This window comes from Fictibacillus barbaricus, from assembly GCF_014635025.1.
Classification (GTDB): Bacteria; Bacillota; Bacilli; order Bacillales; family Fictibacillaceae; genus Fictibacillus; species Fictibacillus barbaricus.
The window spans coordinates 1,481,358-1,507,794 of the sequence record NZ_BMCE01000002.1; the positions used below are offsets into that span (position 1 = coordinate 1,481,358).

Below are 26,437 nucleotides of genomic sequence, written 5' to 3' on the forward strand. Positions count from 1 at the left end.
TTTTATGTATGATCAACAACAGCCGGTGTCTGATTTAAGCTTTCCCATAGATAATAAGTGATGTAAGTACGCCATGGTCTCCAGTTTTCTGCAAGCTTTCTGACCTCTTCTTCTGTAGGCTGCATTCCCAGCTCCCAAACCTGCTTAATGGCATTTCTTAACCCGATATCTGCCGCAGGCAAAACATCCGGCCGCCCCATCCCAAAGATCAAAAGGCATTCGATCGTCCATTTTCCGATTCCTCTGATCGGAAGAAGCGTTTCTATTACTTCTTCATCCGTCATCGTCCAAAGATTTTCAAAGTCCAGCTTGCCATCTGTAATGAGCCTGGCAAGGTCGATAATATATTCTGCTTTTCGCTGGCTGAACTGCAGTTCACGAAGATCTTCATAGGTTAGTTTTGCAACCGACTCTGGTCCTGGAAAAGTTTGAAAGGTTTCACCTCCAACATTTACTTCTTCTCCAGAACGCTGTATAAGTCTTTCGGTTAAAGTACCGGCAAACGTTAAATTTACTTGCTGGCCTATAATAATTTTTACGATTGATTCGAACAGATCCGAATCGGTTAGAAGCTTTAAGCCCTCAAAACGCTTAAGAACGTTTGCAAGTTCTTTATGTACTGAAAATTGTTGGTAAAGCGGAGAGAGATCGACCTCTGTAGAGAAAAGCTGCTGAATCTTTTCCTTAGCCTTTCCTTCAGATACATCCCCATTCAATGCTTGAACGTGACATTCTAAAAGTGGTTCGTTTACAGTCCCTCTTGTGATAACTTTTACATAACAAGAAACATCTTCTACACGTATGATTTTTTCGTATTCTGAGAATTGTTTATTAAGTTTTAACACATGAGTCTTCCCTGTTACCGTTAACCGCTGCATCATTTTCTGAAAATCGAACGGCGGTTTCGGTGTAAGTGTAAACCTCATACCCTCTCAACTCCTCATACAGTCATTCACTTATTCTTTTTGTGTTTCAGCATTCTTTTCTTCTGTTCGGATATATGGATTGTCTTCTAAACGATCTACAGTATGTTTATAGGAATAGCCTTTTGTGATTGCTGCCGCAAAAATAACAATTACAAAAATAATGATCACAAGTGAGACCAGTATGGATATCGTTAAAGTGCTCATAGATGCTCCTTCTATTAAAACTGACTTTATTTGTATAATAGCATATTTTTCGATAAAAAAAGCAGTCATGCCTGGACAAGGCACAACTGCTTGAGTAGTTAGATTAATATTTTTCTTCGTACTTCTCATGCATAACTAAACGGTCAATTTCAAAACGGTCAGTTGGTTTTGCTGGACCATCTGCATACCCTAAAGTAATCATCATCACAGGAATGAATCGTTCTGGAATACCAAGTGCAGGTACAATTGCAGCATGATCAAATCCAGTCATCGGACAAGAATCCACACCAGCGGCTTTAGCTGCAAGCATAAGCTGCATTGCTCCAAGTGAAGCGTTCTTAAGTGCTTCTCTTTCACCTATTGCACGTCCCTGTGAGTATGCAGAGTTAATATTTTTCAGCAAAATATTTCTTGCTTCTTCAGGTGCTTTTTCAAATACTTCTGCTGCTACTTTATCTGCCTCTGTATCCCCTAAAACAATAACAACCGCAGAAGCATCAAGTACATGCTTTTGATTATACGCAATTGGAAAAAGCTTTTCCTTTTGCTCTTGTGACGTTACTACAATAAAGCGCCAATGCTGAAGGTTCCAAGCAGAAGGTGCTTTTCCAGCCATCTCTAAAATTTTATGAAGTGTCTCGTTCGGTATCTCTTTATCTTTTTGATAAAGTCGGACAGAAGATCGTTCTTCCATAACTTTAAATGTTTCGTTCATTCTCTCCACTCCTTGCTCCTAATTCTTAGCTGACTACATTAAATAGAAGAGGTGCCTATGTTGCCGACACCTCTTTACTATGCCACCCATTATAGCGGCTTATCAATCCAAGTCAAAGAATTAAGCGTTGCGCTTAGCTGCAGCTAAATCCACTGCCAATTCTGTAGCTTTCTCTCTTGCTTCTGCTAGAATTTCTTCAGCACGGTCAGGAGCAGCAGCCATACCTTCAGTAAACACATGGTGATAATCAGTAATTCCGATAAACGCCATTACACCTTGAAGGTAGCCGTTTGTAAATTCAAAGCTCTGAGCTGGTCCTTCAGAATAAACGCCTCCACGTGATTGAATGTGAACAGCTGTTTTTCCGCCTAGTAGACCTGCAGGTCCGTTTTCAGTGTACTTGAACGTTTTCCCTGCCATCACTACGTTATCGATATATGCTTTAAGCATTGGAGGATAACTTAAGTTCCACATTGGCGTGTTAAATACATACATATCTGCAGATAGGAACTGTTCTAATACTTCTCCCATACGTGTTGTTTTTTCCACTTGAGATGGTGACAACTCCTGGCCACCAGCAAGTTTGCCCCAGGCATCTAATACATCTGCATCAATTAAAGGAATGTTTTCTTCATAAAGGTTTACTGTTTCGATCTCAATGTTTTTATTTTGATTTGTTAATTCATTCAGGAAATGACGTCCTAGACGAAGTCCGAACGATTGGTCCATAGGTTTTGGATTTGAATTGATATAAAGTACTTTCAAAGTAACTCGCTCCTTTTTGTTTAATCACATTTTAGTGATTAACTTCTCTTTAGTAAGTTGATTCTTTTACATCATAATAGGTTAACTTACTTTTGTCAAGCATTGAACTTTTAATAATTATCATTATATTATTTAGTATTTTTTCCCAATAAAAAAACGCTCTCCAGCAATGCCGGAAAGCGAAAAGGGGAGCATGATGATAGTGTTCCGCTAAAAGGAACTTGTACCTTTATAAAAATTATATTCTTCAAGGCCGTCGAAACATTGCAAACGGTCCCCAATCGTTAAACCAAAATCAATATAGGCATGGCTCTTGGCTGTTAGCAGGTTCTTATCCTCAACGATCTGTTTGGATTGAATAGTTCCATTTAACCAGTTTCCAGCTTTAATCATTTCTTCTTCATGCAAAGAAACAGTGAATGATCTGCCTTTTAAAATACCTGCTCTTCCTAAAATAACAGCGCCATTGCCAATTGCTGCTATTTTAATATTCTCCCTGTTAAAAACCTGCAAAAGGTGCAGCAGTCTTGGATTGCCTTGGGTAAATGCCTGTTTACCACCAGGGATGATCAACATTTCATAATCCATTGGACTTATGTTTTTCATTTTGATCGTGGGCTGCATTAACAATCCACATTCACTTGTAACAGTCCCTGGCAAAAGTGAGAAAGGCAGCACTTCGTATTTTTTACCAATAATAGATAAAGTTGTCATGACCTCAACTTCTCTAAATTGTGGATACAAATAGACAAGTACTTTCTTTTTCACATCGTTCACCCGTTCTTGTTACTAATCTACCCGTCTTGCTGGGAAGAGGGTGTAAACTAATTGTATCAGGATGAGGAAAACCTTTGTATTGGGAAAATTGAAGGAGAACATGTGCTTTCTTTTTAGTCATATACATGCAGTTTTCCCAACTTATTAAATAGAAACTACCGGGTATTTATATCATCGTTTGTTTTAAAGGCTCTTTTTTATAATCAGAATGTAGGACTTCCCGATTAATAAAAGCAATAAGGAAGGAAAACAAAAACAGTGTACTCACTAGTATATATGTCGCACGAACCCCAAATTCTTCTGCAAACCACCCCAGCACCAGCGTCGCCAATCCAAACGTACCATAAACAAGCGTACCGTGGGAGGCATAAACTTTGGCTAGCTGTTTGTCTCTATGTGTCTGCTGGATCAATGTATTCTGCGAAACATCTCTTGCCATTTGAGGGAATCCAAAGATAAACGACACCATCAAAGCAACCCATGGGGATGAAGTCAAACCAAACCATACATTTAGTCCTAATAAACAGAGCGTAGCTGTCATAATGACTAAACTCAAGTGAGATTCAAATCTGTTCGAGAAGCGGTATACCACAATTCCAGCAATCATCATCCCCGCAAAGAAAGCTGCATTAATATATCCCCACCACGCTTCTCCTTTTCCGATCGCTGTTTCAACATACACATACAAAATGGCCGCGATCCATACACCGTGTCCAAAGTTTTCCAAAACGTCCATAGCTGTAAGTGTTGTTAATTTTCTCGATTTAAAAATCAACTCCCACCCTTCTCTCATGGCAAGCCACTTAGACTCTTGACTCTCATTTATCATGGTTTCTTTTAAATTGATCTGATACGTTAGTATGGATGAAAGAAGAAAAAGAACGACTGTCAGCCAAAGCATATTCTGCTCTCCCCAAACGACCAAAAGCACACTACCTAGCGGCCAAGCTAAGAGCATAGAAGTTTGGTTTGCGACACTAATAAAGCTGTTTGCTCTTACAAGCTCTTGTTCCTCTACAAGGTCTGGCACCATGGAACGGCGTGCTGGATTTCCTATACCTTCAAGCAAGGAAATGATAACGATCAATACATATAAAAGCGCATATGTAAAAGTAGTGTCTATACCGTATAACGTTATTAAGCAGAGACCAAATAAAAGAATGGTTTTAGCGGTTAACGTGGTGAATAAAAGAGTTGTCCTTTTATATTTTTCAATAAATATAGGTGCAATAAAACCTGAAACAAGTAAAGACATTGTCTTCACAAATGGTATCAGAGCCATATGAAGTACAGATCCCGTTTCATTATAGACAAGTGAAATTAAACAAATGATGTATAAAATATCCCCTAGGTTCCCAAGAGTTTGGCCGCTCCATAAATAATGAAAATTACGATTTGCTTGAATCATGATATGCCATCATCCTTTTTATGGAAATCACATGTATGGGAATAAGTGTAGCATATAATGTGGGGATGCGTATGATCTGATTAACCTGCTTACTTATTGACCACCGAAAAAATAAAAACCAGCTCATAAATGGATGAGCCAGCTTCAAGATTCCAAATTGTTATTTATGTCCTCTACCTTTTGTGAGGTGGCAGGCAACTCCTTTTCCTACTGCGCCTGGGATCGACATACGCTCAATATATTCCAAACCTCTTGAACATTGAGTTTTACAGGCAATGCATGTTTCACTTGTAACCATCTTTTGTGTATGCTGATATTTGTTTACCACGCTATCATATTTATTTTTCGTACTTTTCTTTGCATTTTTTTTAGCCATATCCGTTCCCTCCCGCAAAATCCTAAACACAGTGTATGTAGGAAGGAGGGCTTTTGACATACTATTCTAATAAAAAAACTACCCGATATACAGGTAGTCTTCATCATATTCTACTTGATAATCAATCGCTTGCCGCTCAGCCAGCGAAAAAATATAATCGCTGTCCGATCTGTCGTATGACATCAAAAAATCTTGTAAGGGCATGTTGTATTTATTCCAAACCACTTCCATCAGCCACTTTTTGCTGATTTTAAAGTACTCCCCGTTATAACGGTTCACCTTAATGGTATTGCCTACATACATCCATAACACTCCCTTTCAAAGAGGTTAATTATGCAATAGGTCTTACGGTTGTACCTTCATTATATGCCTTTTATCAGAAAAGTCAAAAATTATTTCCTTTACATATACTACTGTTATAATTTCTTAATGGAACAAATAGTGGAAGCCGGATTAAGAGCGTTCGGAGGGAAGACTAGACAATAAAACATCTTGTCAAAAAAGTTTGTTGAAATAATTCTCATTTCCTATGACAAATAAGCCATATTATGGTAATCTCAAAAAGGTATATTTAAACGTGTAAAACCTCACATAACGGGAATAAGTTAATAAGTCGATGATATAGACAAAGGAGTAGTTATTATTGCGAATCGTAAAAGAAAACATTTTAGCATTATGTCTCCTCCTCTCTATCCCTTTGCTGAATATCATCTATCAGGTGCTAAACCATGGGGAACGCGGAGCGAGACAACTCATAACAGCTGTAGATCAACAAATTCCTTTTCTAGAGATTTTTGTTGTTCCCTACGTACTATGGTACGCTTTTATCTTTTTAATGTTTGTTTATTTTTGTATTTACGACCGGGCTATCTATTATAGGACCTTATTAAGTTTTTGTGCAGGAATGCTTGTATGCTATGTGATTTACTTCTTTTTTCAAACGACTGTTCCAAGACCAGAATTAATGTCAGACGGGATTTTTACTAAGATGGTCCAATACGTTTATGGTGCTGATCAGCCTTTCAATTGTTTTCCCAGTATTCATGTATTGAGCAGTTACTTAATGATTTTAGGAATCCGTCATAGTAAGATGTGGACGATAAAAAAGGACATAATTGTTTCAACCATCTCCTACAGCATCATTTTATCGACTCTTTTTGTAAAACAGCATGTTGTACTCGATGTCGTAGCTGGCATCTTATTAGGAAGCCTTCTTTTTAAACTGTTTTATTACCTGGAAGCCGAAACGGTATCCAACTTCTTTAAACGCATGTTTAAAACCAAACTTCAAAGTACGGAAAAAAGTTAATGATTGTACAAAAGAACTGCTCTCTGTAGCAGTTCTTTTTTGTTTTACCGTCCAGGCATAACTCACAGAAAACAAAAATAAAAATAACATGGGAAGGAGTGAAAAGGATGAGCAATGAGTATGAAGGTTCACCAGAACAGATCCGTGCAGATAATATGCATCAGATTTGCAAGCAGCATATGTATTACAATGTTCATGTTAAAACAACTGATGGACAGCAAGTTGAAGGCATTATTACAGATATCGATAAGAAGAATGTTTATATGATGGTTCCACAGAACATGGTTCAAGCACAAGAAGGCGAACAGGAAAGTCCGCAGGTGACACAGCAGCAGCAGATGAGCCAGCAAGGATATCAGGGTGGCCAGCGGGATCAAAGGCAATATGGGAGAAGGTATTATCGCAGGTTTCAGCGGCAAATCTTCCCGCTTGCGGCACTTGCTGCACTTTCTCTTTACCCTTACTATTATCCGCCGTATCCGCCATACCAACCCTACCCATATCCGTACTACCCGCCATATCCGTATCCATATTATTAAATTGCACCGCCTGAGGAAATCAGGCGGATTTTTTATGATTTCAATTGGTTAAAAACGGGAAGAGACTCTATGTCACACTATTAAAGGAGGTCATACATTGGCTAATATTTTGATTGTGTATTATAGTTCCTATGGTCATATTCACGAAATGGCGCTTGCTGCTGCCGAGGGAGTAAAGCAAGTAGACGGTACAGAAGTTAAAGTTGTAAAAGTCCCTGAATTCGAAGTTACGAAAAAATATATGTCTCAGCAAGAAGCTTATGTAAAAGCACAAGAAGCACAGGCAGATATTCCTGAAGTTACGCTTGATGATTTAAAATGGGCAGATGGGATTGTATGGGGTATCCCTACTCGATACGGGATGATGCCTGCTCAGATCAAACAATTATTGGATTCTGCCGGAAGTCTTTGGGCTAATGGCGATCTTGAAGGAAAAGCCACTGCTGTGATTACAAGTTCGAACACCATTCATGGCGGACAAGAATCAACTGCGATTACTTCATTCGTTCCACTCATGCACTTTGGGATGATCTATGTGGGTCTTCCGTATGGTGAAAATCCTGAACAGATGACAGCAGATGGTATTGGGGGTTCCCCTTATGCTGCATCAACTGTTGCTGGAGCAGACGGAAGCATACAGCCTCAAGATGTTGAGAAAACTATGGCTACTCGCCTTGGAGCAAGGGTTGCAAAAGTGGCTAAAGCTCTCAAGGGAATCCTTTAAACATTTTCGGACTACCATGATCATAATAAATAAAAAAGCCTCTCCAAATCGGAGAGGCTTTTCTCTATCCTTTTACATCATACCCTTGGTCTTCGATGGCTTCACGCATGTCTGAATTTGTTACTTTAGAAGAATCTCTTCTACCTCGATTGTTCCTTGTTCTAAGTATACCAAGACGTTTTTCACACCATCGTTCCCTATGGTATGCAAATATTTTGTTTATGATCTTCCTTTTTTAAAAGTTATGTATATAACCATTACTGCCAATAGCCCTGCTATTATCTTTCCTTCGGTGTTCCATTCCGTCAAGTTATAGACGGAATATGCTTCAAGCAAGAGTGCTGGCAGTTTACCAATCAAACTAGCCGCAATAAATATTCCTGCCGACACAGCCCCGATCGCACTGGCAAATGTTATGATTCCTGAAGGAACGAATGGAAATAATCGTAATGAAAGTATTAAAATAAAAGCTTCTTTCCCTTTCGTTTCAAGCAGTTTTACCACCCGGGGGTACCTTTTAAGCTTCTCCCTAGAGACCCTTTTGAACCCTCTTCGATACATAGCAAATGAAACCATGGCTCCAGCTGCCTCTCCAATAAAAGAAATAAGCGTTCCGTTCCAAAAACCAAAGAAAATGATGTTTGCTCCTGTTAAAAAAACAGAAGGAACTAGACCTAGGACAGCAATAAAGATATTGAGTACTATTGAAATCAAAATAGCCCATTCTCTATACTCTCTAAAAAAATGTAAAACTGTTTCTGACATGGAACATAATCCCTCCTCTAACAGGCATACCCCAATCCCTTTCATCCAACTAAAAGCCATGCACCCTGCATGACTTTTAAAGGATATTATTTTCGATTATGAAGTAAAACCGTTAAGCTGATTAGTGTGACAAGAATGGTTGCACCCATGTCAGAAAGAATCGCAATCCACAATGTTAGCCATCCTGGAATTGTTAGAAGCAAAGCTAAAACCTTTAGACCAAGTGATAATCCGATATTCCACTTAATGATTCGATTAACTTTCCGGGACACATGTACGGCGTCTGGCAGTTTACCTAAATGATCTTGCATAAGCACAATATCTGCAGTCTCGATCGCACTGTCCGTTCCTTTTCCCATAGCGATTCCTAAATCAGCAGTAGCGAGTGCAGGGGCATCATTAATCCCGTCACCGATCATGGCAACTTTACCTTTAGTTTTAAGGTTCTTTATCTTTTCTACTTTTTCTTCTGGTAGAAGTCCTCCAAAGAAAGCGGAAACTCCTGTTCTTTGTGCTACTTTTTCAGCGACTACAGGATGATCTCCTGTCAGCATAACCGTTTCTTTCACACCATTCTGTTGAAGGTCTCGGATAATGTCTGCACTTTCTTTCCTGATTTCATCAGCGATCGCAAACACACCTAAAACTTCAGTCTCACTAGCAACGAGAACTATTGTATTTCCGTCTTCTTTATATTGGTGAATCACCTTTATTACTTCTTCATCTGGCTTTGCATCACCAATTATTTTTTCATTGCCAAGTCTGTATGTTACTCCATCTACAATAGCCGTAATCCCCTGACCAGATACGGTTTTGATTTCATCGGGTTCTATATCTTCTATTCCAAGTTCTCGACATCTGGCTATAACCGCTTTTGCCAATGGATGAGATGATGATTTTTCAATCGCGTACGCTACTTTATAGAAATCAGGGTGAAACGCTTCATCTGCCACAACATGTGGCTCCCCTAATGTGAGCGTACCCGTTTTGTCAAAAGCGATCACATCTATTTTTCCAAGCTGTTCGAGATATGCACCGCCTTTTATCAGGATACCGTTTCTTGCATTCACCGTGATCCCAGATAATATAGCGATTGGTGAAGAAAGTATGAGTGCACATGGACAGCCCACGATCAGAACAGCAAGGCCTTGGTAAAACCACTCTCCCCACTCCCCGTTAAATAAAAGCGGAGGTACGAGCATAACCAGTGCAGAGATAATCATAATTATTGGCGTATAGTAGTTAGCAAAGCGGTTAATAAAAAGCTCAGTAGGTGTTTTCGATTCTTGTGCTTCCTGTACAAGAGCCAAAATTTTTGAGAGTGCTGATTGATTATACATTTTCGTAACTTTTACGTGAAGAACACCTTCGTTGTTTATACTTCCGCCAAAGACCGGTTCCCCGTTCTCTTTTTCTATAGGCAGGGACTCACCTGTAATAGCCGCTTCGTTCACTGAGCTTTTTCCATAGACAACCATTCCGTCAGACGGGATCTTTTGCCCTGTTTTCACAAGTACGATATCATCTACTTTTAATTTCTCAATGGAAACGGTCTCTGTTTGGCCATCCTTCAGCAGCAATGCTTCCTTTGGGGCTGCTTCTAATAGGGTTTCCATCGAACGCCTTGCTTTTTCCATCCCGTAGGATTCAAGCAGTTCATTGATTCCAAATAAAATGGCAACTAGCCCTGCTTCTTTCCATTCCCCAATGGCAACCGCACCTATTAATGCAACTGTCATCAGGGTGTTAATATCAAATTTAAACTTCGTTAGATTTCTAAGTCCTTTGATAAACGTCGGATAGCCAGACGTGATCGTCGCAATTGCATAAAGCAAGATTGGGATATACGGCTGGTTTAAGGTCCACTCTGCACTCAATGCTGCAAGAAAGGAAGCAACAGAGACATATAAACCAATCATCAGCCAGTTAGGTCCCTTTGGTTTTCCATCTGATTCGAAGCGGACATTTTCAGCAGAGAGAACAGAACGGACTGCATCTATATCCATCTTTTCATCTAATATGATCTTACTGGAGTTGAATTGGACTTTTGCTTCTCCACCTCCAGGAAGCTGCTGGATTTGTTCTTGTAGTTTCAATGCACAATGACCGCATGATAACCCTGTAATCTTATGTTCTTTCATGGTTGTCCTCCTCTCATTAGTCGTGTCTCGCATGATGGATCGATTGATGCAAGAGTGTCATAACGTGTTCGTCGTCTATAGAATAATAAAGTGTTGTGCCTGCACGTCTAAATTTTACCAGCCTTAAATTTTTTAAAAAGCGCAATTGATGAGATACGGTGGACTGCATGAGTGAAAGCTCTTCTGCAATTTCAGAAACACTGCATTCCTTTTCTCCTAACAAATGAAGGATTCGAATACGTGTAGGATCAGAAAGTGCTTTAAACGTTTGCGATACAATAAATAGTGTTTCCTCATCAAGTTGTTCATATTTCGTATTGTGATCTGACATGTGCAGCCGCCCCTTCCAAAAATGACTCTTAAATTACTATATGAACACATACTCATATATGTTACTTAAAGTGTAATAGAAATCGTAAAATAGTGCAAAACAAAAAGAAGCTAAACGTACTCAGCTTCTTTAAACACTGCCTTTATCTATTCTCTTCAATCTTTGTTTCTTTCCATATGTTAATGTCCGCCATACCCACTCTAGCGGTCCATAATAATATCTTTGGAGCCACCATTTTGAGAACAGCACTTGCAAACAAAATATAGATGCTGCAAAGATCACACCTGCTAAAGGGCCAAACTCTCCATAAAAACCAAGTCCATAACTATAAAAGATAGTAGTTGCTATGATGGATTGTGTTAAATAATTTGTAAATGCCATTCGGCCTGTGTATTGAAATAAGTTAAACAGATACTTACTTCTTCCGCTGCGGTAAAGAAGAACAATACTGCATATATAAAAGATGCTCATCATTGCTCCGCCAAACTCATATCCCCATGACATTGCTGTATCATAACGCCAATCCTCTCCTTTAGAAGGAAAGAAAATGACAGGAAGAAGTTTGCTTCCAGGTCCTAGTACGAGTGTGAGAAACCAAATTCTCCATAAAACTTTATTTGTGAATGTTCTTTTTTTTGCTGCGTATGCGCCAAACAAAAACATTGGCAAGAGGCCAGCTATAAGAAATAGGAAATAACGGTTTAAATCCGTCCATTCTTTAATCCTCTCTTGTATGATCTCACTGAACGAACCTTCACTATAAATTTGTATGGAACGCGAAATCTCATGCTCATGATAATCATTCTGAGCGCTTTGAAAGGTTAAAGCTGATCCACTCGTCCAAAAATCGTAAGTTAAAATAGTCATAAACAAACTGTAAGCAGTAATCAAGATAAGTCCCGTAATGAGCAGAGCATTTCTAGGCAATCGATAGAATAACAACATGAGCAGCCCTGCCAGAGCATACGTGATCAAAATGTCTCCGTACCAAAAGAGAAGCACATGCAGAATCCCAAAGATCAACAGGACGAACTGTCTTCTAAGAAAGACAGGTGCAAAACTACGGTCATGATCTGCTGCTCTTTGAGCCATTAAAACGATACCAAAACCAAATAAAAACGAAAACATCGTGATGAAGTTTCCTTGAACGAAAAACTCCAATAAAACATTTGTCCAAACATTGTAGGGCTGGTCAAAATACTCATAGCTTAATGCACGTATCGGTGAATCAGGCCCTGAAAAAGACTTCATATTGACAAGCAAGATACCTAAAACAGCTATTCCACGCATGATATCCAATGTCTCGATCCGCTGGTTATCTCTTACTGGTGTCCACTTCATAATTTGCCCCACTCAAATTTTTTTCGCATGATTCCACTCCTTTGGTTTATTTTACCGCAAATAGGCAAAAAAGTTAGAATATGAATCAATATTTGCTATCCTATTAAGAACAGATCATGCATTTGGGAAGGATGAAAGCGGCTTTGAAAAAATATACGTTAACGGCCGTATCGATTGTCTCTATAGCGGCCAGTCTTTTATGGCTTTTTGGTCTCGGTTGGACGTTACAGGATCAGTTTACTGCCAATGAAAAAGTTGAAAAGCCAAGAGAAAAAACAGAATCTGCCTCGACAGAAAAACAAGATGATAAACTAACCATCGTTGCATTGGGAGACTCATTAACTCGCGGAACAGGTGATGCTGACGGGAAGGGATATACCGGTTATTTAACAGATCGTTTGAAAGAGAAAACAGAGCAGGAAATCAACCTTCTTAATTCAGCTGTAAAAGGTGAAACATCTCGCGGCTTATTGAAGCAGCTTCAGCAAAGGGAGATACAGCGTCAAGCGAAACAAGCGGATGTAATCGTTATGACGATCGGCGGAAATGATTTGTTTCAGCAAGGTGCTGCGCTGGAGTCGTTAGACATGAATACGATCAACAGCAAGAGACAGCTTTATTTAAGCAATGTCAAAAAGATCTATACACAACTGAGAGATCTTAATAAAGACGCCGCTATCTATCATGTAGGACTGTACAACCCTTTTAGCAATCTTCCGGACGCTAAAACTACTTCATCCATCGTAAGAGACTGGAACTTTCAATCTGCAGAAACGGCAGCTGAATATGAAGACATCGTGTATGTGCCTACTTTTGACCTTTTTCAGCTTCAAGTTGAAAGCTACTTATACACAGACCAATTCCACCCTAACACAGAAGGTTATAAGCTGATCGCTGAACGTGTTGCCTCACTGATCAACTTTGAACAGGAGGAAGATGAATCATGAGCCAGAGCCCAGCATTAGAAGTAGAAAATCTGACTAAAAGAATTAAGGGAAAACAGATCATTAAAGGCGTTTCTTTTACCCTTTTTCCCGGAGAAGTATTCGGCTTTCTCGGGCCGAACGGAGCAGGTAAAACGACAACGATCCGAATGATTGTCGGCTTGATCTCACCCACCTCAGGAACGATTAAGATAGGCGGCAGGAATGTTCGTACTGACTTCACGGAGGCTATGAGACATCTTGGCTGTATCGTTGAAAATCCTGAACTGTATCCGTTTTTAACTGGATGGGAAAACCTTGAACACTTTGCAAAGATGGATCCTTCTATTCCTAAGAGCAGATTACAAGAAGTCATTACACTCGTTGGTTTATCCAATCGTATTCACGATAGAGTCAGTACTTATTCACTAGGAATGAGACAGCGGCTAGGGATCGCCCAGGCTCTTTTAGGAAGACCGAAAGTACTCATACTTGACGAGCCTACAAACGGACTTGATCCTGCTGGTATTCGTGAGATGCGTGAGTTCATCCGTCAGTTGGCAAGAGAAGAAAACCTGAGTGTACTTGTGTCGTCTCATTTATTGAGTGAAATACAGCTGATGTGTGACAGGGTTGCGATCATCTCTAAAGGTTCTGTTATTCGAACAGACTCTGTACAAAATCTCCTTGCCGAACAAGAACGAGTGATCTGGAAAGCAGAGCCGCTTCCACTCGCAAAACAGCTTCTTTCCGAAGAAACAGAAGTTACAGAAGGAGCTGACGGTACTTTGATCACTTTATACAATGAACCGCTCTTACCTGACTGGAATGAGAAACTTGTAAAAGGTGGAGTCAAAGTTAAAGAGATGAGAACTCAGCTTCCTTCTTTAGAAGATCTGTTCTTAGAAGTAACAGGAGGCGAAAGTATTGATTAATCTTGTTCGGAATGAAATGTTAAAGCTCCTTAGGAAAAAACGGCTGTATGTAATCGTTTTAATCATCGCCTTTCTCGTCCCTCTTTTTACATACGCACAGTTTAAAGAGATCCAGGATCAGCGTGAGAAATTAGGCAACCAAGATTGGCGGACCGTTCTCCAGCAAGAGATCACTGACACACAAAACAGGTTAAGCTCCAGCCGCATCCAAGATGAATGGAGAAAATATTTAAAGATCAGACTTTCTCAGCAGCAGTATTATTTGGAGAATGATATTGATCCACGGGCGCCTGGAGCACCTACTTTTATGCGTATTTTCGTAGAAAACTCGATCGACCTTCTTCTTCCTTTACTCGTTATGGTCATAGTTGCAGATCTCGTATCATCTGAAGCTAGCGGCGGGACGATCAAACTATTGCTTACCCGTCCAGTAAAAAGGTGGCGGATTCTCCTAAGCAAGTACTTAGCGATGCTGCTCTCTGTATCGTTTATCGTCTTATCAGTCGCGGTTCTTTCATACGGGATATCTGGAGTGGTCTTTGGCTATGGCGGTTGGAACATGCCGTTATTAACGGGCTTTTCGGTTTCAGGGGATGAGCTTATAACAGATAATGTTCACATTGTTCCGCAGTGGCAATATATACTGATGGAATTTGGACTCGTTTGGTATGTTTGTGTGATCGTAGGCACACTCACTTTCATGCTCTCTGTACTCTTGCGAAGTACGGCAGCTGTTATGGGGATCATGCTTGCTTCACTTATCGCAGGAGCAATTCTAGCAAACATGGTTTCTTCTTGGGAAAGTGCAAAATACTTTTTCATGGTAAACTTGAACCTCACGAACTATGTAAGTGGTATGGCAACACCTATCGAAGGGATGTCTTTAGGCTTCTCGATGAGTGTTCTGGCCGTGTGGGGAATTGCAGGATTCATTATCGCTTTCGTTACGTTCTCTAAAAGGGATATCTATTAAATATAGGAAAAAGGAAAAGGAAACCGGGGCTGCCGGTTTCCTTTTTGCTGTAATCTGTCCACTTCTTTGAATAATTTAGCCACTCGACAAAATGACCTGTTCATTCACTAGATCTTAAAGTGCTTGATCATCTCCGTCAGAGCCTGCGAGGCATCGTTCAATTCTTCAGCTGACTGTGAAACAGTTGCGAGTGCTCTGACTTGCTCTTCAGATGATGCACTCACTTCTTCGCTAGCTGTAGCAGATTGTTCTGCAACTGCCGCAATGCTTTGAATAGAAGCCACTACTTCTTCTTTATAGTTGTTAATGATCTCTACTTCACTCGTAATCTGTTGAATGGACTTTACCATATCATCCATCGTTCCCGCGATCTCTTTAAAAGCAAGCTCTGTATCTGTTACCGTATGATTTTGATCTTTAGCGATCTGTTTCGTTTGTTCCATCTCTTTTACAGCGCGGACAGATTCTGCTCCTATACCAGAGATCGTCTTTCTTACTTTATCTGCTGCGACTGCAGATTGTTCCGCAAGCTTTCGTACTTCATCTGCTACAACAGCAAATCCACGTCCGCTCTCGCCCGCTCTAGCCGCTTCAATGCTTGCATTTAACGCAAGCAAGTTGGTCTGCTCAGAGATCTCCGTAATAGATTGGATCACTTGTTCAATTTCTTCCACCTTACTTGCTAAACCTGAAATGACTGATTCTATGTTTTGCAGGACTTCATTGCTCTCGGTTGTTTTTTCCCGCAGCACATCCATTTGTGATATTCCCTTTTTATTAGCAGCCTCAGCAAGTGCAGACAATCGTGTCATCTGTTCTGCTTGTTCATTTACTTTTTCGATCTGTGAAGATAGATCCATTGTTCTTCGGTTTGTTTCATCTGCATCTTCTGCTTGGGTCGTTGCTCCGGAAGCAATCTCGGCTACAGCTCTTGATACTTCCTCACTTGCTGCGATCGTCTCTTCTGAAACTGCGCTTAAGTTTGACGTCGACTCATTAACCGTTACGACAGACTGGCTGACGGATGTAATCAAGCTCCTCATATTCTTGACCATCTCATTAAAGTGATGTGTGAGTGTGCCGACCTCATCCTTTGATTTTGCTTCTACTGATACAGTAAGATCTCCTTCAGCAACGAGCTGAACTTGTGCTTGAAGTTTACGAATCGGATTTGAGATGCTTCTAGCCATAAAATAAGTTACAGCTAGCGCTATAATGACTGCGACGGATGTGAATATCAGAATCATATTGAAAATCTGCTGAGCATCTTTTAATAGCTCTTTCTTTTCATACACAAACCCCAGTTTCCAGCCCGTGTCTGCGATTGTCGTGTAATATAGCTCGCGGTCTGTTTTTTGATAGCTATAAGCCAGGTTTCCTTTTTCATTTTTATACATGGCCTTAATGAAGGATTCTTTACTCAAGTCTTTACCTTGTTGTGTCGGATGTACAAGCGCCATTCCTTTTGGATCTAAAAGAACAGGATATCCCTTATAGCCGACTTTTGTTTTGTTAATCATGCTAGATAACCCTGCAAGACTTAGATCAAGACCGACAACCCCCAAAACTTCATCTGTTTCGGGATCTAACACTGGTTTTGCTACGGTTACAACATATTCCCCAGAGCTCGCATCTTCATAAGGTTCTGTCCACATTATTTTATCTGGTGATTGTTTGGCTGTTTGATACCATGGTCGTCCGGTTGGATCAAACCCTTCAGGCAGCTCAAGTACAGGTGACGTTTTAAATTGCTTTGTTTCTGCCCCAACATAAAGTACTGCTGCGTTTTTATTCAGTTCCAAAAAGTGCTGAAAATCTTGATCTACAATCGGCCATGCTTCTTTTAGTCCTTTAGCTTCATCAGTTTTTAGCGTTCTTAAATAATGAATCAGCCTGCTGTCCTGACTGTATCGGTCGATCGTATTTCCGTATGATTGTAAATATAGCTCTGTTGAGGCTTTCACCTCAACGGCAAGACCTGTTGCTTGTTCTTTGCTATTTCTTTCTAATTGCTGTTTGGTTTGAAAATAAGAAAAAAGTGATGCAGATAAAAGTGCCGCTGCAACCAGAATACTGACAGAAAGCATGATCTTCGTTTGAATCTTTTTAAACATCTGTTTGACCCCCTATTTTTCGATTGATAACCCCTCTCCTAAATATCGACAAAGTTTTACAAAAGCTTAATCAAATAGGACTAAACAGGAAAAAATTAATTTTATTTTCAGAAAAATGAATCTATTAAGGAAAAAACAGCTCTTTATTACGGGAAAACGGCTTATAATCACGGAAAAAAATCTGCTCATCACGGAAAAACAGTTATTAATCACGGAAAATTACTTTTTCGGGCAAAAAAAAAACCGCACGAGGCGGTTTTCATTAAGCTTCACTATTCGATGGATTTTTCTCTGCTGCTTTTTCCCCAGCCGTCTTTCTCTTCTTAAGTGCTCCAAGACCTAAGATGACAATAATCATAAGAATTTCAAATCCATATTTCACAAAATCATTTTCGAAATAAGGCTTCATAAATTTCTCTCCAACGATCATCTTAGACGCTGTCCATGCAAGAACACCAGCTCCAATTGTGATGATGAACGGATACTTATCGATCAATTTCAAGAACAATGTGCTTCCCCAAACCACGATAGGTACAGAGATTAATAATCCGATAACAACAAGCAAGAAATCTCCATGTGCAGCCCCAGCTACAGCAAGTACGTTATCAAGACCCATTACGGCATCGGCAATAATGATTGTTCTAATTGCTGCCCAAACACTGTTCTGTGCTTCAATATCATGATCTTTTTCCTCTACCATAAGCTTATAAGCAATGTATAAAAGAATTAGTCCGCCTGCAAGAAGCAAGCCTGGGATCTTCAATAACCAAACAACAGCTAGCGTTGCAACCGCACGAATGACGATCGCACCCACCGTACCCCAGATGATTACTTTCTTTTGGTTTTCTTTCGGTAAGTTTCTAGCTGCTAGACCAATTACAATTGCGTTATCTCCAGCTAGTACTAAGTCGATGACAACGATAGCCAATAATGCTGACCAAAAATCTGGTGCAAATAAATCCATTCAAAAAATCCTCCCTGTTAAACATCTGTATAATAGTATACCCCATGGCCATTTAAAAAAGAAAATGAATTTGCTTTATCAGACAAAACTTTATAAATAATGAATAAAAACAGCATCATTGCCCTGACAGGCTTATCCACATCTTCATATAATAGAAATAAAGGGGGTGTTTTTCATGTGCTCATGTGGATGTTTTGCCCACTGTAAATCGTGTGTAAACTTTTGCGGCGTCCCACTGTTTTGTCGAGACATATCTCCATGCTGTTGTCCATTCATCCAGCCTCAACCTACACCTGTAACCTCTCCTTTTGTTATTCTTTGCAACTGCCGTTGTGGAAAATGCAGATAAACATTCCAACATGCCTCATCATGCTGCATAATTGGGATAACGAATAGTATGAAAAGCCAAAGTTTATTTATCTCAAAACATTGATACGATTGAGTGAACGTTTTGTTTCAGAAAAAGCGTTCTTTTTTTTTTCATTACGGGAATAATGCATGATAGATACTCTTTCCATATCTGGAGGCTGCCCTCATGCGTTGGTTTATGAAACAGTGGTTTTACCGATTTTTTGAAGATAAAGTGTTCGATCTATCCGCTCAGCTTGCGTACTATTTTCTAGTGTCGCTATTTCCTTTTATTTTTCTCATCTTTACGATCCTTGGTTTTCTGCCTATCTCGTCTGCGTATGTACTCTCTCTTTTCCAGTCTATCGCGCCAGAAGAAGCATATACATTACTAGAGTACAATCTAATTGCTGTATTGGACGAGCACAGAGGAGATGTGTTATCTCTTTCTTTTATCATTATGATCTGGCTTGCAACAATTGGTACACATGCTATTATTCGGGTATTCAACCAAGCCTATCAAGTCGAAGAAAGCAGACCCTTCTTTAAAGAGCTTATCTTAGGTATCTTTTTGACGTTTGGACTTGTAATTGCAGTGCTTACAGCCCTCTTACTGCCTGTCTTTGGACGAACTCTCGGGATCTACATTTTTGAACAGACCGGATTTTCACATCCCGTCTGGCATATTTGGGAGACCGCACGTTATTTGATCGGTTTTTCCGTACTTCTCTCCATTTTTTCTGCATTATACAGATTTGCACCAAATGCAAAATTAACATTTAGAAACGTGTGGCCGGGTGCCATATTTTCAACGGCAGGGTGGCATCTGTTTTCTTATTTGTTTTCTTCTTATGTACTAATTTTTGATTACGGCCAGATATACGGAAATTTAGGCGCATTATTAACATTAATGGTGTGGTTTTATCTCTCTGCTATGATCTTGATCGCTGGGGGACAGCTTAATGCAATCCTGACATTAAAGAGGCAGTTAAGAAAATAAAAAGATTTTAGAAAACTTCACTTTCTATAATTGACTTTTTCACAGTATCGTAACATCATTGTGTATATACATAGAATTTTCATCTTTTTTTCCGGCAATACTGGTTATTGCCTTAAATAGTTGGCCGGATAAAAAATCACGGGGATTGGGGCCGGAAAATGACTGTAAAGAACTTAATCTTATTACTCGTTTTACTTGCCGGAATCGTCATATTTGTCTTTTACAGTATACCTCTCCTTCTCGCATTGCTTACCGCTATAATGCTTGAACCAGTAGTAAAATTGTTTATGAGACTTTTTAAAGGCAGACGATTATTGGCCGTCACTGCTTCATTTATTTTATTTCTCACAGGCTTTGGTTTATTTTCATATTGGCTTACAACAACACTTGTTATTCAGGTGATCGAATTTATAACGGTTCTTCCTTCTTATTCCGTCCATCTGTTTGAAGTAGCAGAGAATACGTTTTATGAGATGGAAAACTTTTATGCTACATTGCCTCCTGAGGTTGTTAGAACACTTGAAGAAGGATTAGTAGGATTAAAGGATTATGGTGTTGAAACAGCTAAAAATTTAACATCTAGCATTTTGGGGCTGATCACGGCCATTCCTGGTTTGTTGATCTACTTTATTATTTACGTTGTGGCGCTATTCTTGTTTTCGCTGGATCTTCCGCGACTTTATGCTGAGTTTCTTAACCTGTTCACAACAGCCGCGCGCGAAAAGGTGGAGCTTGTTTTTAGTCAATTATCAAGAGCAACAGTCGGATTTTTTAGAGCCCAGATCATTTTAAGTTTTGTTACATATCTATTAGCACTTGTAGGGCTCATGATCTTGGATGTTGAGTATGCGGTCATCCTCGCTCTTTTAATCGTTATTGTTGATATTCTTCCTATACTCGGAACAGGCTCGTTCCTTGTACCGTGGGCAGCGTATGCGTTCTTTATCAACAATGATGACCGCCTGGCTTTTGGCCTGCTGATCATGTTCGGAGTGATCACAATCGTCCGAAGAATCATAGAACCTAAAATACTGGGATCGAGTCTTGGTATCTCCGCACTGGCCGCACTTGTATCCCTCTATATCGGGTTCCAGTTTTTGGGTTTTATCGGTCTGATTGTTGGTCCTGCAATTGTCATTATTTACGAAGCGTTAAGAAGTGCAGGCTTTATCAAGATAAAAATAGATTTCTAGTACAGCAAAATGATAAAACGTGTTTCCTTTACAAGAGGAAATGCGTTTTTTTCGATTTTATAGGTTAGAAACCCCCATCATGTTGGGAATTATAGTGAATAGGGAAAAAAACAGGAATTTCAAGCGAATACTTTACATGGTGACTGATTATTGGAGGAATCTCGATGAGCACTGCAACAAAAGAACGCGATTATTATTTTGACAACGCGAAGTTTATTCTTATCTTTCTAGTCGTGTTCGGGCACTTTATTTCCCCGATAAAAAGCCAAAGCGAATGGCTTTACACGATTTATAACTTTATTTACACGTTTCATATGCCTGCTTTTATCCTTATAGCAGGATTCTTTACAAAAAGTGTATGGCGTGATGGCTATCTGCCTAAGATTTTCAAAAAAGTCCTTATTCCATATTTAGTTTTCCAGTTGATTTATAGTCTTTTCTATTATGATCTGTATGGTAAAAGCGAAGTGAAACTAGACTTTTTTTCACCGCATTGGACACTTTGGTTTTTATTAAGTTTAGTTTTCTGGAATATACTTTTAAAACTTTTTGTTAAGATGAAATATCCGATGGTTCTTGCCATTGGGATTGGGGTTGCGGTTGGTTATATTCAAGACATCGGAACATTCTTAAGTCTTCTTCGAACATTTGTCTTCTTCCCTGTGTTCTTGTTAGGACATCTGCTTGAGAAAAGAGATTTTAAGAAAATCTTAAAACCTAGCGCAAAAGCTGCTGCTGCTGCATTTTTAATCCTACTGTTCATTACGTATCACTTCATTTTTCCGAACGGTACAAAAGAATGGCTGCTATCTTCATCGTCATACTCTGCCATTCTGGGGTATAACGATTGGTACGGCGGTATTATCCGACTCGGTATGTATGGGGTGATGTTTGCAGCTACATTCAGCTTTTTAGCCTTACTTCCACGCCGGAAACTGTTCTTTACCGAATTTGGTGAACGAACACTCTATATCTACTTGCTGCATGGGTTTGTGCTGAAGTATTTGTTTACTACCGATCTATTTGCAGCAATTGAAGAAAATGGTGCTTACTTTATTCTCCTATTCTTAGCTGTAATCGTAACGCTGTTTTTAGCGAGTAAGCCTGTCATTGCTTTGACACAGCCATTTATTGAATTGCGCTGGTCAAGACTGAAAAAGATAGTAAAACCTAAACCAACACACCCACGCGAAAGTGAGAGTTAAATCGTAAAAAACACCGCTAGGCTAATGTGCCGGATGCGGTGTTTTTCTTTTAGGTTTAAATGTGTCATTGCTAAAGCTAAAAAATATTTTTCCGCTTTAGAAACACAGATTTCTATAGGATCTTCAATAATCACATAAAAAAAGCCACTTACCATATAAAAATCATCTAGGATCACATAAAAATCGGCAAACATCACATAAAATAGACCTGACTTCTATTCTATGTCCTTCTGGAATGTACACCTGCAGGAAATGCTTTTGTTATGCCGAAGACACCGACCCTGAATAAAACCTTACAGGCTTTCTACGATCCGTGTTTATAATATTCCTGTTTCGCTTCTGCCAAAACGCGCAACGGCAATTTATCAGCCAGTTTAAACGCTTCTTTCTCGTTTAACTCCAGCGTCTTGACCAATTTCTCTATCTTTTCCTCAGACGGGATCATTCTGCCTTTTTCAATATCTGCCATGTACTGTGGAGTGATGCTGAGTCTTCTTGCAAGTTCTGATTTACTCAATCCCTTTTGCTTTCGAGAAGTCTCGATAAATCTTCCAAAATCACTCATGGTGGTTACCTCCTTTTCTTTTTGAATAAAAAAGTGTAAATTGCATGATTAAATAAGCAGCAAGCCGGCTCGTCATATTGCGAAAATCCAGGGTCGGATCAATTTCTACGATATCCATCCCTTTAACAGACTGTTGGCCTGCAAGCCATTGGATGCCTTCAATTAAGGAGTCACTGTCCAAACCGCCTGGTCCGATTGCCGGACATCCTGGTGCATACGCCTGATCCAATACGTCCATATCTAATGAGATGTATATGTTTTCTGTTGTCTGTTTTAACTGGTCAACTGATTTTTGCAGCAAACGTAACAGGCCTTCTCTTTTGATGTCGCCCATCGTATAAACTGTAACCCCTTGTTCTTTCGCATAATCATGATAAAGCTTGCCATTTGAAAAATCCCGGATCCCTAACTGTACAAGCTGACTTCCATCAATCACACCTTGTTCGATCAACTGGCGGAAAGGCGTGCCGTTTGATGGTCCGCCGTCTTCTGTATTTCTAAGATCAAAATGCGCATCAAACTGGATGATGCCGGCCCGTCCTCTTGTTTCCTGAAAGGCTTTTATCGCGCCCGCCGAAACGGAGTGATCGCCTCCGAGCGTTATAACAAACGCGTCTTTATGCTGTTCCTGAATATCTCTTAACACGGAATAGATGCGGGCTTGTGATTCAAAAAGATCGGTTACATGCATTCCAATGTCACCAAAATCCGTAATATTGTGATCCCACATATCTGTTTCTTCTTCGATGCTATAGGTAGAGAACGATTGCATCATCGTGCGAATCGTCTGGGGTGTTAAATGGGCACCCGAATGCGAGATCGATGTCTTGGAGAGTGGAGCGCCTGCAATCGCTACTCCACTCACTTCCTCCCCTGACCAAGGCCGTAAAAGCTGACCTGCCTTCTTAATTCCCCGATCGGTAAATGGGGCGTCTCCTGATTTACGTAGAAAGGGTATAGTTTGCATGAACATCTCCTTTTCCTGCTACTAGCTTTCCGTCTTTCCAGACTTTATTTACGTGGTTAACGCCATAGTGATACGGAATATATTTATAGTTCGGAACATCCCAAAGAACGAGGTCTGCATTTCTTCCTACTTCTAAACTCCCCGCAGCTTCACCGCGTCCGATAGCGAAAGCTGCGTTAACCGTCACAGCGTTCCAAATTTCTTCCGGCGTCATCTTTAATCGTAATGCTGCTAGATTCATAATGAACTGCAGATTCTCAGTCGGTGAACTGCCAGGATTAAAATCAGTGGAAAGAGCAACTGCTGCTCCACTTGCGATCATATCTCTTGCCGGTGCAAAATGATCTTTCCCTAAATAAAAGGTTGTGCCGGGCAGAAGGACGGCAATCGTATCTGATTCACCAAGCATTCGAACACCTTCCTTGCTAGCCCCTACAAGATGATCGGCAGATGCTGCTCCGATCTCACAAGCCATTTCTGTTCCGCCTAACGGGTCGATCTCATCAGCATGAATCTTCACACCAAAGCCGGCTGTTTTGGCTTTTTGTAAAAAAGTTTTAGACTGCTCAACAGTAAATACGCCTGTTTCACAAAAAATATCAACAAACTCTGCTAGTCCTTCCTTCGAGATAACAGGCAGCATGGAGAGCATCTCTTCTAAAAATGCATCTGGCCTTCCTTTGTAGTTTTCAGGAATCGCATGTGCTCCTAAAAAGGTTGAGACCAGTTCGATCGGATGTGTTTCATTAAGCTTTTTTGCCACTCGTAACTGTTTCAGTTCTGTTTCTTTATCAAGCCCGTACCCGCTCTTTGCTTCCATTGTGGTAACACCGTATGTTAAACATCTGTTTAAATGGAATAGCCCCTTCTCATAAAGAGCCTCTTCACTTGCTTCTCTCGTGGATCTAACAGTCGATAAGATTCCCCCGCCTTGCGCTAAAATCTCTAAATAAGGAACACCTTGCTGTTTCAATGCAAGCTCGTGCTCACGGGATCCCCCAAACACAAGATGTGTATGAGGGTCCACTAAGCCAGGTGATAACAGTTTACCCGCTGCATCAATCGTTTCTTTTGCCTCTAGATCAGCTGCTTCCTCAGCCGATCCTACAAATGCGATCAATCCATCTTTTATTCCAACAGCACCATTATCAATTATTTTCAGCTCGTTCATTTCTGTTCCTCGAAGTGCTCTTCCGTTACTCGTTGGAAGAACCACTTGCCCAGCAAAAATTATTGTATCAAGCATATCCCACACTCCTTTTTATTTCTCGATCATCGGCAGGTCTACACCTTTTTCTTTAGCCGTTTGAATCGCCAGGTCATACCCTGCATCCGCGTGTCTCACGATTCCCATTCCAGGATCACTTGTCAATACTCGCTCTAGTCTGCGAGCTGCCTCTTCTGTTCCGTCTGCTACCACGACCATTCCGGCATGAAGAGAATAACCCATGCCAACACCGCCGCCATGATGAACAGATACCCAGCTCGCACCATTCACCGCATTGATCATCGCATTTAATATCGGCCAGTCGGAAACTGCATCACTGCCGTCCAGCATCCCTTCTGTTTCACGGTTTGGCGAAGCAACGGATCCGCAATCTAAGTGATCTCGGCCAATGACGATTGGGGCTGTCAGTTCTCCGCTTGCCACCATTTCGTTGATGATTCTGCCGAACTTTGCACGTTCACCGTAACCTAGCCAGCAGATGCGTGACGGAAGACCTTGGAACTGTACTTTTTCTTGAGCCATCTTAATCCATTTGCAAAGGTGCTCGTTGTCACTAAACTCTCGTAAAATCACTTCATCTGTTTTTCTGATATCCTCTGGGTCACCAGACAGGGCTACCCATCTAAAAGGACCTTTTCCTTCACAGAACAGTGGACGGATAAAAGCAGGAACGAAGCCAGGGAAATCAAATGCATTCTTCACGCCCTCATCAAATGCCACTTGTCTGATGTTGTTCCCGTAATCGAAGACAATAGCACCTTTTTTCTGCATCTCGAGCATAGCCTGAACATGAACTGCCATAGAATGTTTTGACTTCTCTATATATTGCTCTGGGTTACGTTTTCGCAGTTCTGCTCCTTCTTCCATCGTAAAGCCAACTGGCAAGTAGCCATGCAATGGGTCATGTGCAGAAGTTTGATCCGTAGCAAGATCAGGAATCTCACCCATCTCAATCATTTTTGGTAAAAGCTCAGCTGCGTTACCAAGTAAACCAATGGATAACGGCTCACCTTTTGCTGCATATTCTTTTGCCATCGCTAAAGCTTCTTCTAAGCTGTCAGTCTTTTTATCTAGGTATCTTGTGTCCAGTCGGCGCTGAATTCTCGTTTCGTCCACGTCGATCGCAATAACAACCCCGTCATTCATGGTAACGGCTAAAGGCTGAGCTCCACCCATTCCTCCAAGTCCCGCTGTTAACGTAATCGTTCCTTTTAAAGTTCCGTTAAAGTATTTGCGTGCAGCTTCGGCAAATGTTTCATAGGTTCCTTGCAGGATGCCTTGAGTCCCAATATAGATCCAGCTTCCGGCTGTCATCTGGCCATACATCATCAGTCCTCTTTTTTCTAAATCACGAAACGTTTCCCAATTTGCCCATGCAGGAACGAGATTTGAGTTCGCAAGCAGTACACGAGGTGCATCCGTATGTGACTTAAATACAGCTACAGGTTTCCCCGACTGAACGAGCAGTGTTTCATCATTTTCTAATCTTTCCAGTGTTTCTACGATTTTGTGGTAGGCATCCCAGTTGCGTGCAGCTTTCCCGATTCCGCCATAAACCACAAGTTCATCTGGATTCTCTGCTACCTCACTGTCTAAGTTGTTCATGAGCATACGGATGGCTGCTTCTTGAACCCACCCTTTTGCGGACAATTTTGTACCTCTAGCAGCTGATATAGAATGCTTTACGTTTGACATGTAAAA

At 40.5% G+C, this 26,437-nt stretch carries 28 protein-coding genes; 9 read left to right on the plus strand and 19 right to left on the minus strand.

Going from position 1 to position 26,437, the window contains the following annotated elements:
* Positions 1–2: 2 nt before the first annotated feature.
* The 8 genes from IEV52_RS16995 to IEV52_RS17030 form a co-directional block, all read right to left on the minus strand.
* Entirely contained in the window at positions 3–926 is a 924-nt protein-coding gene (locus tag IEV52_RS16995; protein WP_188403663.1) for a DNA-3-methyladenine glycosylase family protein, read from the minus strand.
* A 30-nt stretch (positions 927–956) separates the two neighbouring features.
* Complete coding sequence (ytzI, locus tag IEV52_RS17000) at positions 957–1,259, minus strand: YtzI protein (RefSeq protein ID WP_188403664.1); 303 nt, start codon at positions 1,257–1,259, stop codon at positions 957–959.
* Positions 1,234–1,845: a nitroreductase family protein gene (locus tag IEV52_RS17005; RefSeq protein WP_188403665.1), complete on the minus strand. Its 612-nt coding sequence runs from the start codon at positions 1,843–1,845 to the stop codon at positions 1,234–1,236. Before IEV52_RS17005 ends, ytzI begins: the two co-directional genes overlap by 26 nt.
* Before the next feature lie 120 nt (positions 1,846–1,965).
* The gene (locus IEV52_RS17010) at positions 1,966–2,610 is read right to left on the minus strand and encodes an FMN-dependent NADH-azoreductase (protein ID WP_268234784.1); all 645 of its coding nucleotides are present in this window, start codon (positions 2,608–2,610) and stop codon (positions 1,966–1,968) included.
* A 210-nt stretch (positions 2,611–2,820) separates the two neighbouring features.
* A complete protein-coding gene (locus tag IEV52_RS17015; protein ID WP_188403666.1) occupies positions 2,821–3,378 on the minus strand; it encodes a DJ-1/PfpI family protein in 558 nt (185 codons plus the stop codon).
* Positions 3,379–3,553: 175 nt separating this feature from the next.
* Positions 3,554–4,795: an MFS transporter gene (locus tag IEV52_RS17020; RefSeq protein ID WP_188403667.1), complete on the minus strand. Its 1,242-nt coding sequence runs from the start codon at positions 4,793–4,795 to the stop codon at positions 3,554–3,556.
* A 160-nt stretch (positions 4,796–4,955) separates the two neighbouring features.
* On the minus strand, positions 4,956–5,171 hold the full coding sequence (locus IEV52_RS17025) for a hypothetical protein (RefSeq protein ID WP_188403668.1): 216 nt from the start codon (positions 5,169–5,171) through the stop codon (positions 4,956–4,958).
* Between the two features lie 78 nt (positions 5,172–5,249).
* The gene (locus IEV52_RS17030) at positions 5,250–5,474 is read right to left on the minus strand and encodes a hypothetical protein (protein ID WP_188403669.1); all 225 of its coding nucleotides are present in this window, start codon (positions 5,472–5,474) and stop codon (positions 5,250–5,252) included.
* Positions 5,475–5,814: 340 nt separating this feature from the next.
* Between IEV52_RS17030 and IEV52_RS17035 the strand changes: the two genes are divergently transcribed.
* The 3 genes from IEV52_RS17035 (at position 5,815) to wrbA (ending at position 7,743) form a co-directional block, all read left to right on the plus strand.
* Entirely contained in the window at positions 5,815–6,480 is a 666-nt protein-coding gene (locus IEV52_RS17035; RefSeq protein WP_188403670.1) for a phosphatase PAP2 family protein, read from the plus strand.
* 107 nt (positions 6,481–6,587) lie between these two features.
* A complete protein-coding gene (locus IEV52_RS17040) occupies positions 6,588–7,019 on the plus strand; it encodes a hypothetical protein (RefSeq protein ID WP_205723987.1) in 432 nt (143 codons plus the stop codon).
* 97 nt (positions 7,020–7,116) lie between these two features.
* Entirely contained in the window at positions 7,117–7,743 is a 627-nt protein-coding gene (wrbA, locus tag IEV52_RS17045; RefSeq protein ID WP_188403671.1) for an NAD(P)H:quinone oxidoreductase, read from the plus strand.
* A 219-nt stretch (positions 7,744–7,962) separates the two neighbouring features.
* On the opposite strand, the gene IEV52_RS17050 is transcribed toward wrbA, so the two are convergent.
* The 4 genes from IEV52_RS17050 to IEV52_RS17065 form a co-directional block, all read right to left on the minus strand.
* A complete protein-coding gene (locus tag IEV52_RS17050) occupies positions 7,963–8,508 on the minus strand; it encodes a TVP38/TMEM64 family protein (protein ID WP_188403672.1) in 546 nt (181 codons plus the stop codon).
* An 86-nt stretch (positions 8,509–8,594) separates the two neighbouring features.
* Positions 8,595–10,649 (minus strand): heavy metal translocating P-type ATPase, encoded by a 2,055-nt coding sequence (locus tag IEV52_RS17055; RefSeq protein WP_188403673.1) that lies wholly within the window; start codon positions 10,647–10,649, stop codon positions 8,595–8,597.
* 16 nt (positions 10,650–10,665) lie between these two features.
* Entirely contained in the window at positions 10,666–10,980 is a 315-nt protein-coding gene (locus tag IEV52_RS17060; RefSeq protein WP_188403674.1) for an ArsR/SmtB family transcription factor, read from the minus strand.
* 129 nt (positions 10,981–11,109) lie between these two features.
* Complete coding sequence (locus tag IEV52_RS17065) at positions 11,110–12,321, minus strand: DUF418 domain-containing protein (RefSeq protein WP_188403675.1); 1,212 nt, start codon at positions 12,319–12,321, stop codon at positions 11,110–11,112.
* A gap of 143 nt (positions 12,322–12,464) precedes the next feature.
* On the opposite strand from IEV52_RS17065, the gene IEV52_RS17070 reads away from it, so the two are divergent.
* The 3 genes from IEV52_RS17070 to IEV52_RS17080 are packed head-to-tail and all read left to right on the plus strand — an operon-like array spanning position 12,465 to position 15,152.
* Positions 12,465–13,268 (plus strand): SGNH/GDSL hydrolase family protein, encoded by an 804-nt coding sequence (locus IEV52_RS17070; protein WP_188403676.1) that lies wholly within the window; start codon positions 12,465–12,467, stop codon positions 13,266–13,268.
* On the plus strand, positions 13,265–14,179 hold the full coding sequence (locus IEV52_RS17075) for an ABC transporter ATP-binding protein (RefSeq protein ID WP_188403677.1): 915 nt from the start codon (positions 13,265–13,267) through the stop codon (positions 14,177–14,179). Before IEV52_RS17070 ends, IEV52_RS17075 begins: the two co-directional genes overlap by 4 nt.
* Positions 14,172–15,152, plus strand: a complete 981-nt coding sequence (locus IEV52_RS17080; RefSeq protein WP_188403678.1) for an ABC transporter permease — start codon at positions 14,172–14,174, stop codon at positions 15,150–15,152. The genes IEV52_RS17075 and IEV52_RS17080 overlap by 8 nt, the downstream gene beginning before the upstream one ends.
* A gap of 107 nt (positions 15,153–15,259) precedes the next feature.
* On the opposite strand, the gene IEV52_RS17085 is transcribed toward IEV52_RS17080, so the two are convergent.
* Complete coding sequence (locus IEV52_RS17085) at positions 15,260–17,266, minus strand: methyl-accepting chemotaxis protein (protein WP_188403679.1); 2,007 nt, start codon at positions 17,264–17,266, stop codon at positions 15,260–15,262.
* 262 nt (positions 17,267–17,528) lie between these two features.
* The gene (locus IEV52_RS17090) at positions 17,529–18,230 is read right to left on the minus strand and encodes a TerC family protein (RefSeq protein ID WP_188403680.1); all 702 of its coding nucleotides are present in this window, start codon (positions 18,228–18,230) and stop codon (positions 17,529–17,531) included.
* 535 nt (positions 18,231–18,765) lie between these two features.
* Between IEV52_RS17090 and IEV52_RS17095 the strand changes: the two genes are divergently transcribed.
* The 3 genes from IEV52_RS17095 to IEV52_RS17105 all read left to right on the plus strand — a co-directional run bounded on the left by IEV52_RS17095 (position 18,766) and on the right by IEV52_RS17105 (position 21,976).
* Entirely contained in the window at positions 18,766–19,578 is an 813-nt protein-coding gene (locus tag IEV52_RS17095; RefSeq protein ID WP_188403681.1) for a YihY/virulence factor BrkB family protein, read from the plus strand.
* A gap of 158 nt (positions 19,579–19,736) precedes the next feature.
* Positions 19,737–20,771, plus strand: a complete 1,035-nt coding sequence (gene ytvI / locus IEV52_RS17100) for a sporulation integral membrane protein YtvI (protein ID WP_188403682.1) — start codon at positions 19,737–19,739, stop codon at positions 20,769–20,771.
* Positions 20,772–20,935: 164 nt separating this feature from the next.
* Positions 20,936–21,976 (plus strand): acyltransferase family protein, encoded by a 1,041-nt coding sequence (locus IEV52_RS17105; RefSeq protein ID WP_188403683.1) that lies wholly within the window; start codon positions 20,936–20,938, stop codon positions 21,974–21,976.
* Here IEV52_RS17105 and IEV52_RS17110 read toward each other — a convergent pair.
* The 5 genes from IEV52_RS17110 to hutU form a co-directional block, all read right to left on the minus strand.
* Positions 21,973–22,170: a hypothetical protein gene (locus tag IEV52_RS17110; RefSeq protein WP_229754328.1), complete on the minus strand. Its 198-nt coding sequence runs from the start codon at positions 22,168–22,170 to the stop codon at positions 21,973–21,975. The two genes, IEV52_RS17105 and IEV52_RS17110, sit on opposite strands and share 4 nt — an antisense overlap.
* A gap of 110 nt (positions 22,171–22,280) precedes the next feature.
* Positions 22,281–22,541 carry a helix-turn-helix domain-containing protein gene (locus tag IEV52_RS17115; protein ID WP_188403685.1) on the minus strand — a complete coding sequence of 87 codons (261 nt, stop codon included), beginning with the start codon at positions 22,539–22,541 and terminating at the stop codon, positions 22,281–22,283.
* The gene (gene hutG / locus IEV52_RS17120) at positions 22,534–23,508 is read right to left on the minus strand and encodes a formimidoylglutamase (protein ID WP_188403686.1); all 975 of its coding nucleotides are present in this window, start codon (positions 23,506–23,508) and stop codon (positions 22,534–22,536) included. Before hutG ends, IEV52_RS17115 begins: the two co-directional genes overlap by 8 nt.
* Positions 23,483–24,754 (minus strand): imidazolonepropionase, encoded by a 1,272-nt coding sequence (hutI, locus tag IEV52_RS17125; protein WP_188403687.1) that lies wholly within the window; start codon positions 24,752–24,754, stop codon positions 23,483–23,485. The genes hutG and hutI overlap by 26 nt, the downstream gene beginning before the upstream one ends.
* Positions 24,755–24,769: 15 nt before the next feature.
* Complete coding sequence (gene hutU / locus IEV52_RS17130) at positions 24,770–26,431, minus strand: urocanate hydratase (RefSeq protein WP_188403688.1); 1,662 nt, start codon at positions 26,429–26,431, stop codon at positions 24,770–24,772.
* Positions 26,432–26,437: the final 6 nt, after the last annotated feature.

Bases quoted from the DNA above. Each gene is read 5' to 3' on its own strand.
- IEV52_RS16995 (WP_188403663.1), bottom strand. From the start codon at position 926: ATGAGGTTTACACTTACACCGAAACCGCCGTTCGATTTTCAGAAAATG.
- ytzI (WP_188403664.1), bottom strand. From the start codon at position 1,259: ATGAGAAGTACGAAGAAAAATATTAATCTAACTACTCAAGCAGTTGTG.
- IEV52_RS17005 (WP_188403665.1), bottom strand. From the start codon at position 1,845: ATGAACGAAACATTTAAAGTTATGGAAGAACGATCTTCTGTCCGACTT.
- IEV52_RS17020 (WP_188403667.1), bottom strand. From the start codon at position 4,795: ATGATTCAAGCAAATCGTAATTTTCATTATTTATGGAGCGGCCAAACT.
- IEV52_RS17025 (WP_188403668.1), bottom strand. From the start codon at position 5,171: ATGGCTAAAAAAAATGCAAAGAAAAGTACGAAAAATAAATATGATAGC.
- IEV52_RS17030 (WP_188403669.1), bottom strand. From the start codon at position 5,474: ATGTATGTAGGCAATACCATTAAGGTGAACCGTTATAACGGGGAGTAC.
- IEV52_RS17040 (WP_205723987.1), top strand. From the start codon at position 6,588: ATGAGCAATGAGTATGAAGGTTCACCAGAACAGATCCGTGCAGATAAT.
- IEV52_RS17050 (WP_188403672.1), bottom strand. From the start codon at position 8,508: ATGTCAGAAACAGTTTTACATTTTTTTAGAGAGTATAGAGAATGGGCT.
- IEV52_RS17055 (WP_188403673.1), bottom strand. From the start codon at position 10,649: ATGAAAGAACATAAGATTACAGGGTTATCATGCGGTCATTGTGCATTG.
- IEV52_RS17060 (WP_188403674.1), bottom strand. From the start codon at position 10,980: ATGTCAGATCACAATACGAAATATGAACAACTTGATGAGGAAACACTA.
- IEV52_RS17065 (WP_188403675.1), bottom strand. From the start codon at position 12,321: ATGAAGTGGACACCAGTAAGAGATAACCAGCGGATCGAGACATTGGAT.
- IEV52_RS17075 (WP_188403677.1), top strand. From the start codon at position 13,265: ATGAGCCAGAGCCCAGCATTAGAAGTAGAAAATCTGACTAAAAGAATT.
- IEV52_RS17085 (WP_188403679.1), bottom strand. From the start codon at position 17,266: ATGTTTAAAAAGATTCAAACGAAGATCATGCTTTCTGTCAGTATTCTG.
- IEV52_RS17090 (WP_188403680.1), bottom strand. From the start codon at position 18,230: ATGGATTTATTTGCACCAGATTTTTGGTCAGCATTATTGGCTATCGTT.
- IEV52_RS17095 (WP_188403681.1), top strand. From the start codon at position 18,766: ATGCGTTGGTTTATGAAACAGTGGTTTTACCGATTTTTTGAAGATAAA.
- ytvI (WP_188403682.1), top strand. From the start codon at position 19,737: ATGACTGTAAAGAACTTAATCTTATTACTCGTTTTACTTGCCGGAATC.
- IEV52_RS17105 (WP_188403683.1), top strand. From the start codon at position 20,936: ATGAGCACTGCAACAAAAGAACGCGATTATTATTTTGACAACGCGAAG.
- IEV52_RS17110 (WP_229754328.1), bottom strand. From the start codon at position 22,170: ATGTTTGCCGATTTTTATGTGATCCTAGATGATTTTTATATGGTAAGT.
- IEV52_RS17115 (WP_188403685.1), bottom strand. From the start codon at position 22,541: ATGAGTGATTTTGGAAGATTTATCGAGACTTCTCGAAAGCAAAAGGGA.
- hutG (WP_188403686.1), bottom strand. From the start codon at position 23,508: ATGCAAACTATACCCTTTCTACGTAAATCAGGAGACGCCCCATTTACC.
- hutI (WP_188403687.1), bottom strand. From the start codon at position 24,754: ATGCTTGATACAATAATTTTTGCTGGGCAAGTGGTTCTTCCAACGAGT.
- hutU (WP_188403688.1), bottom strand. From the start codon at position 26,431: ATGTCAAACGTAAAGCATTCTATATCAGCTGCTAGAGGTACAAAATTG.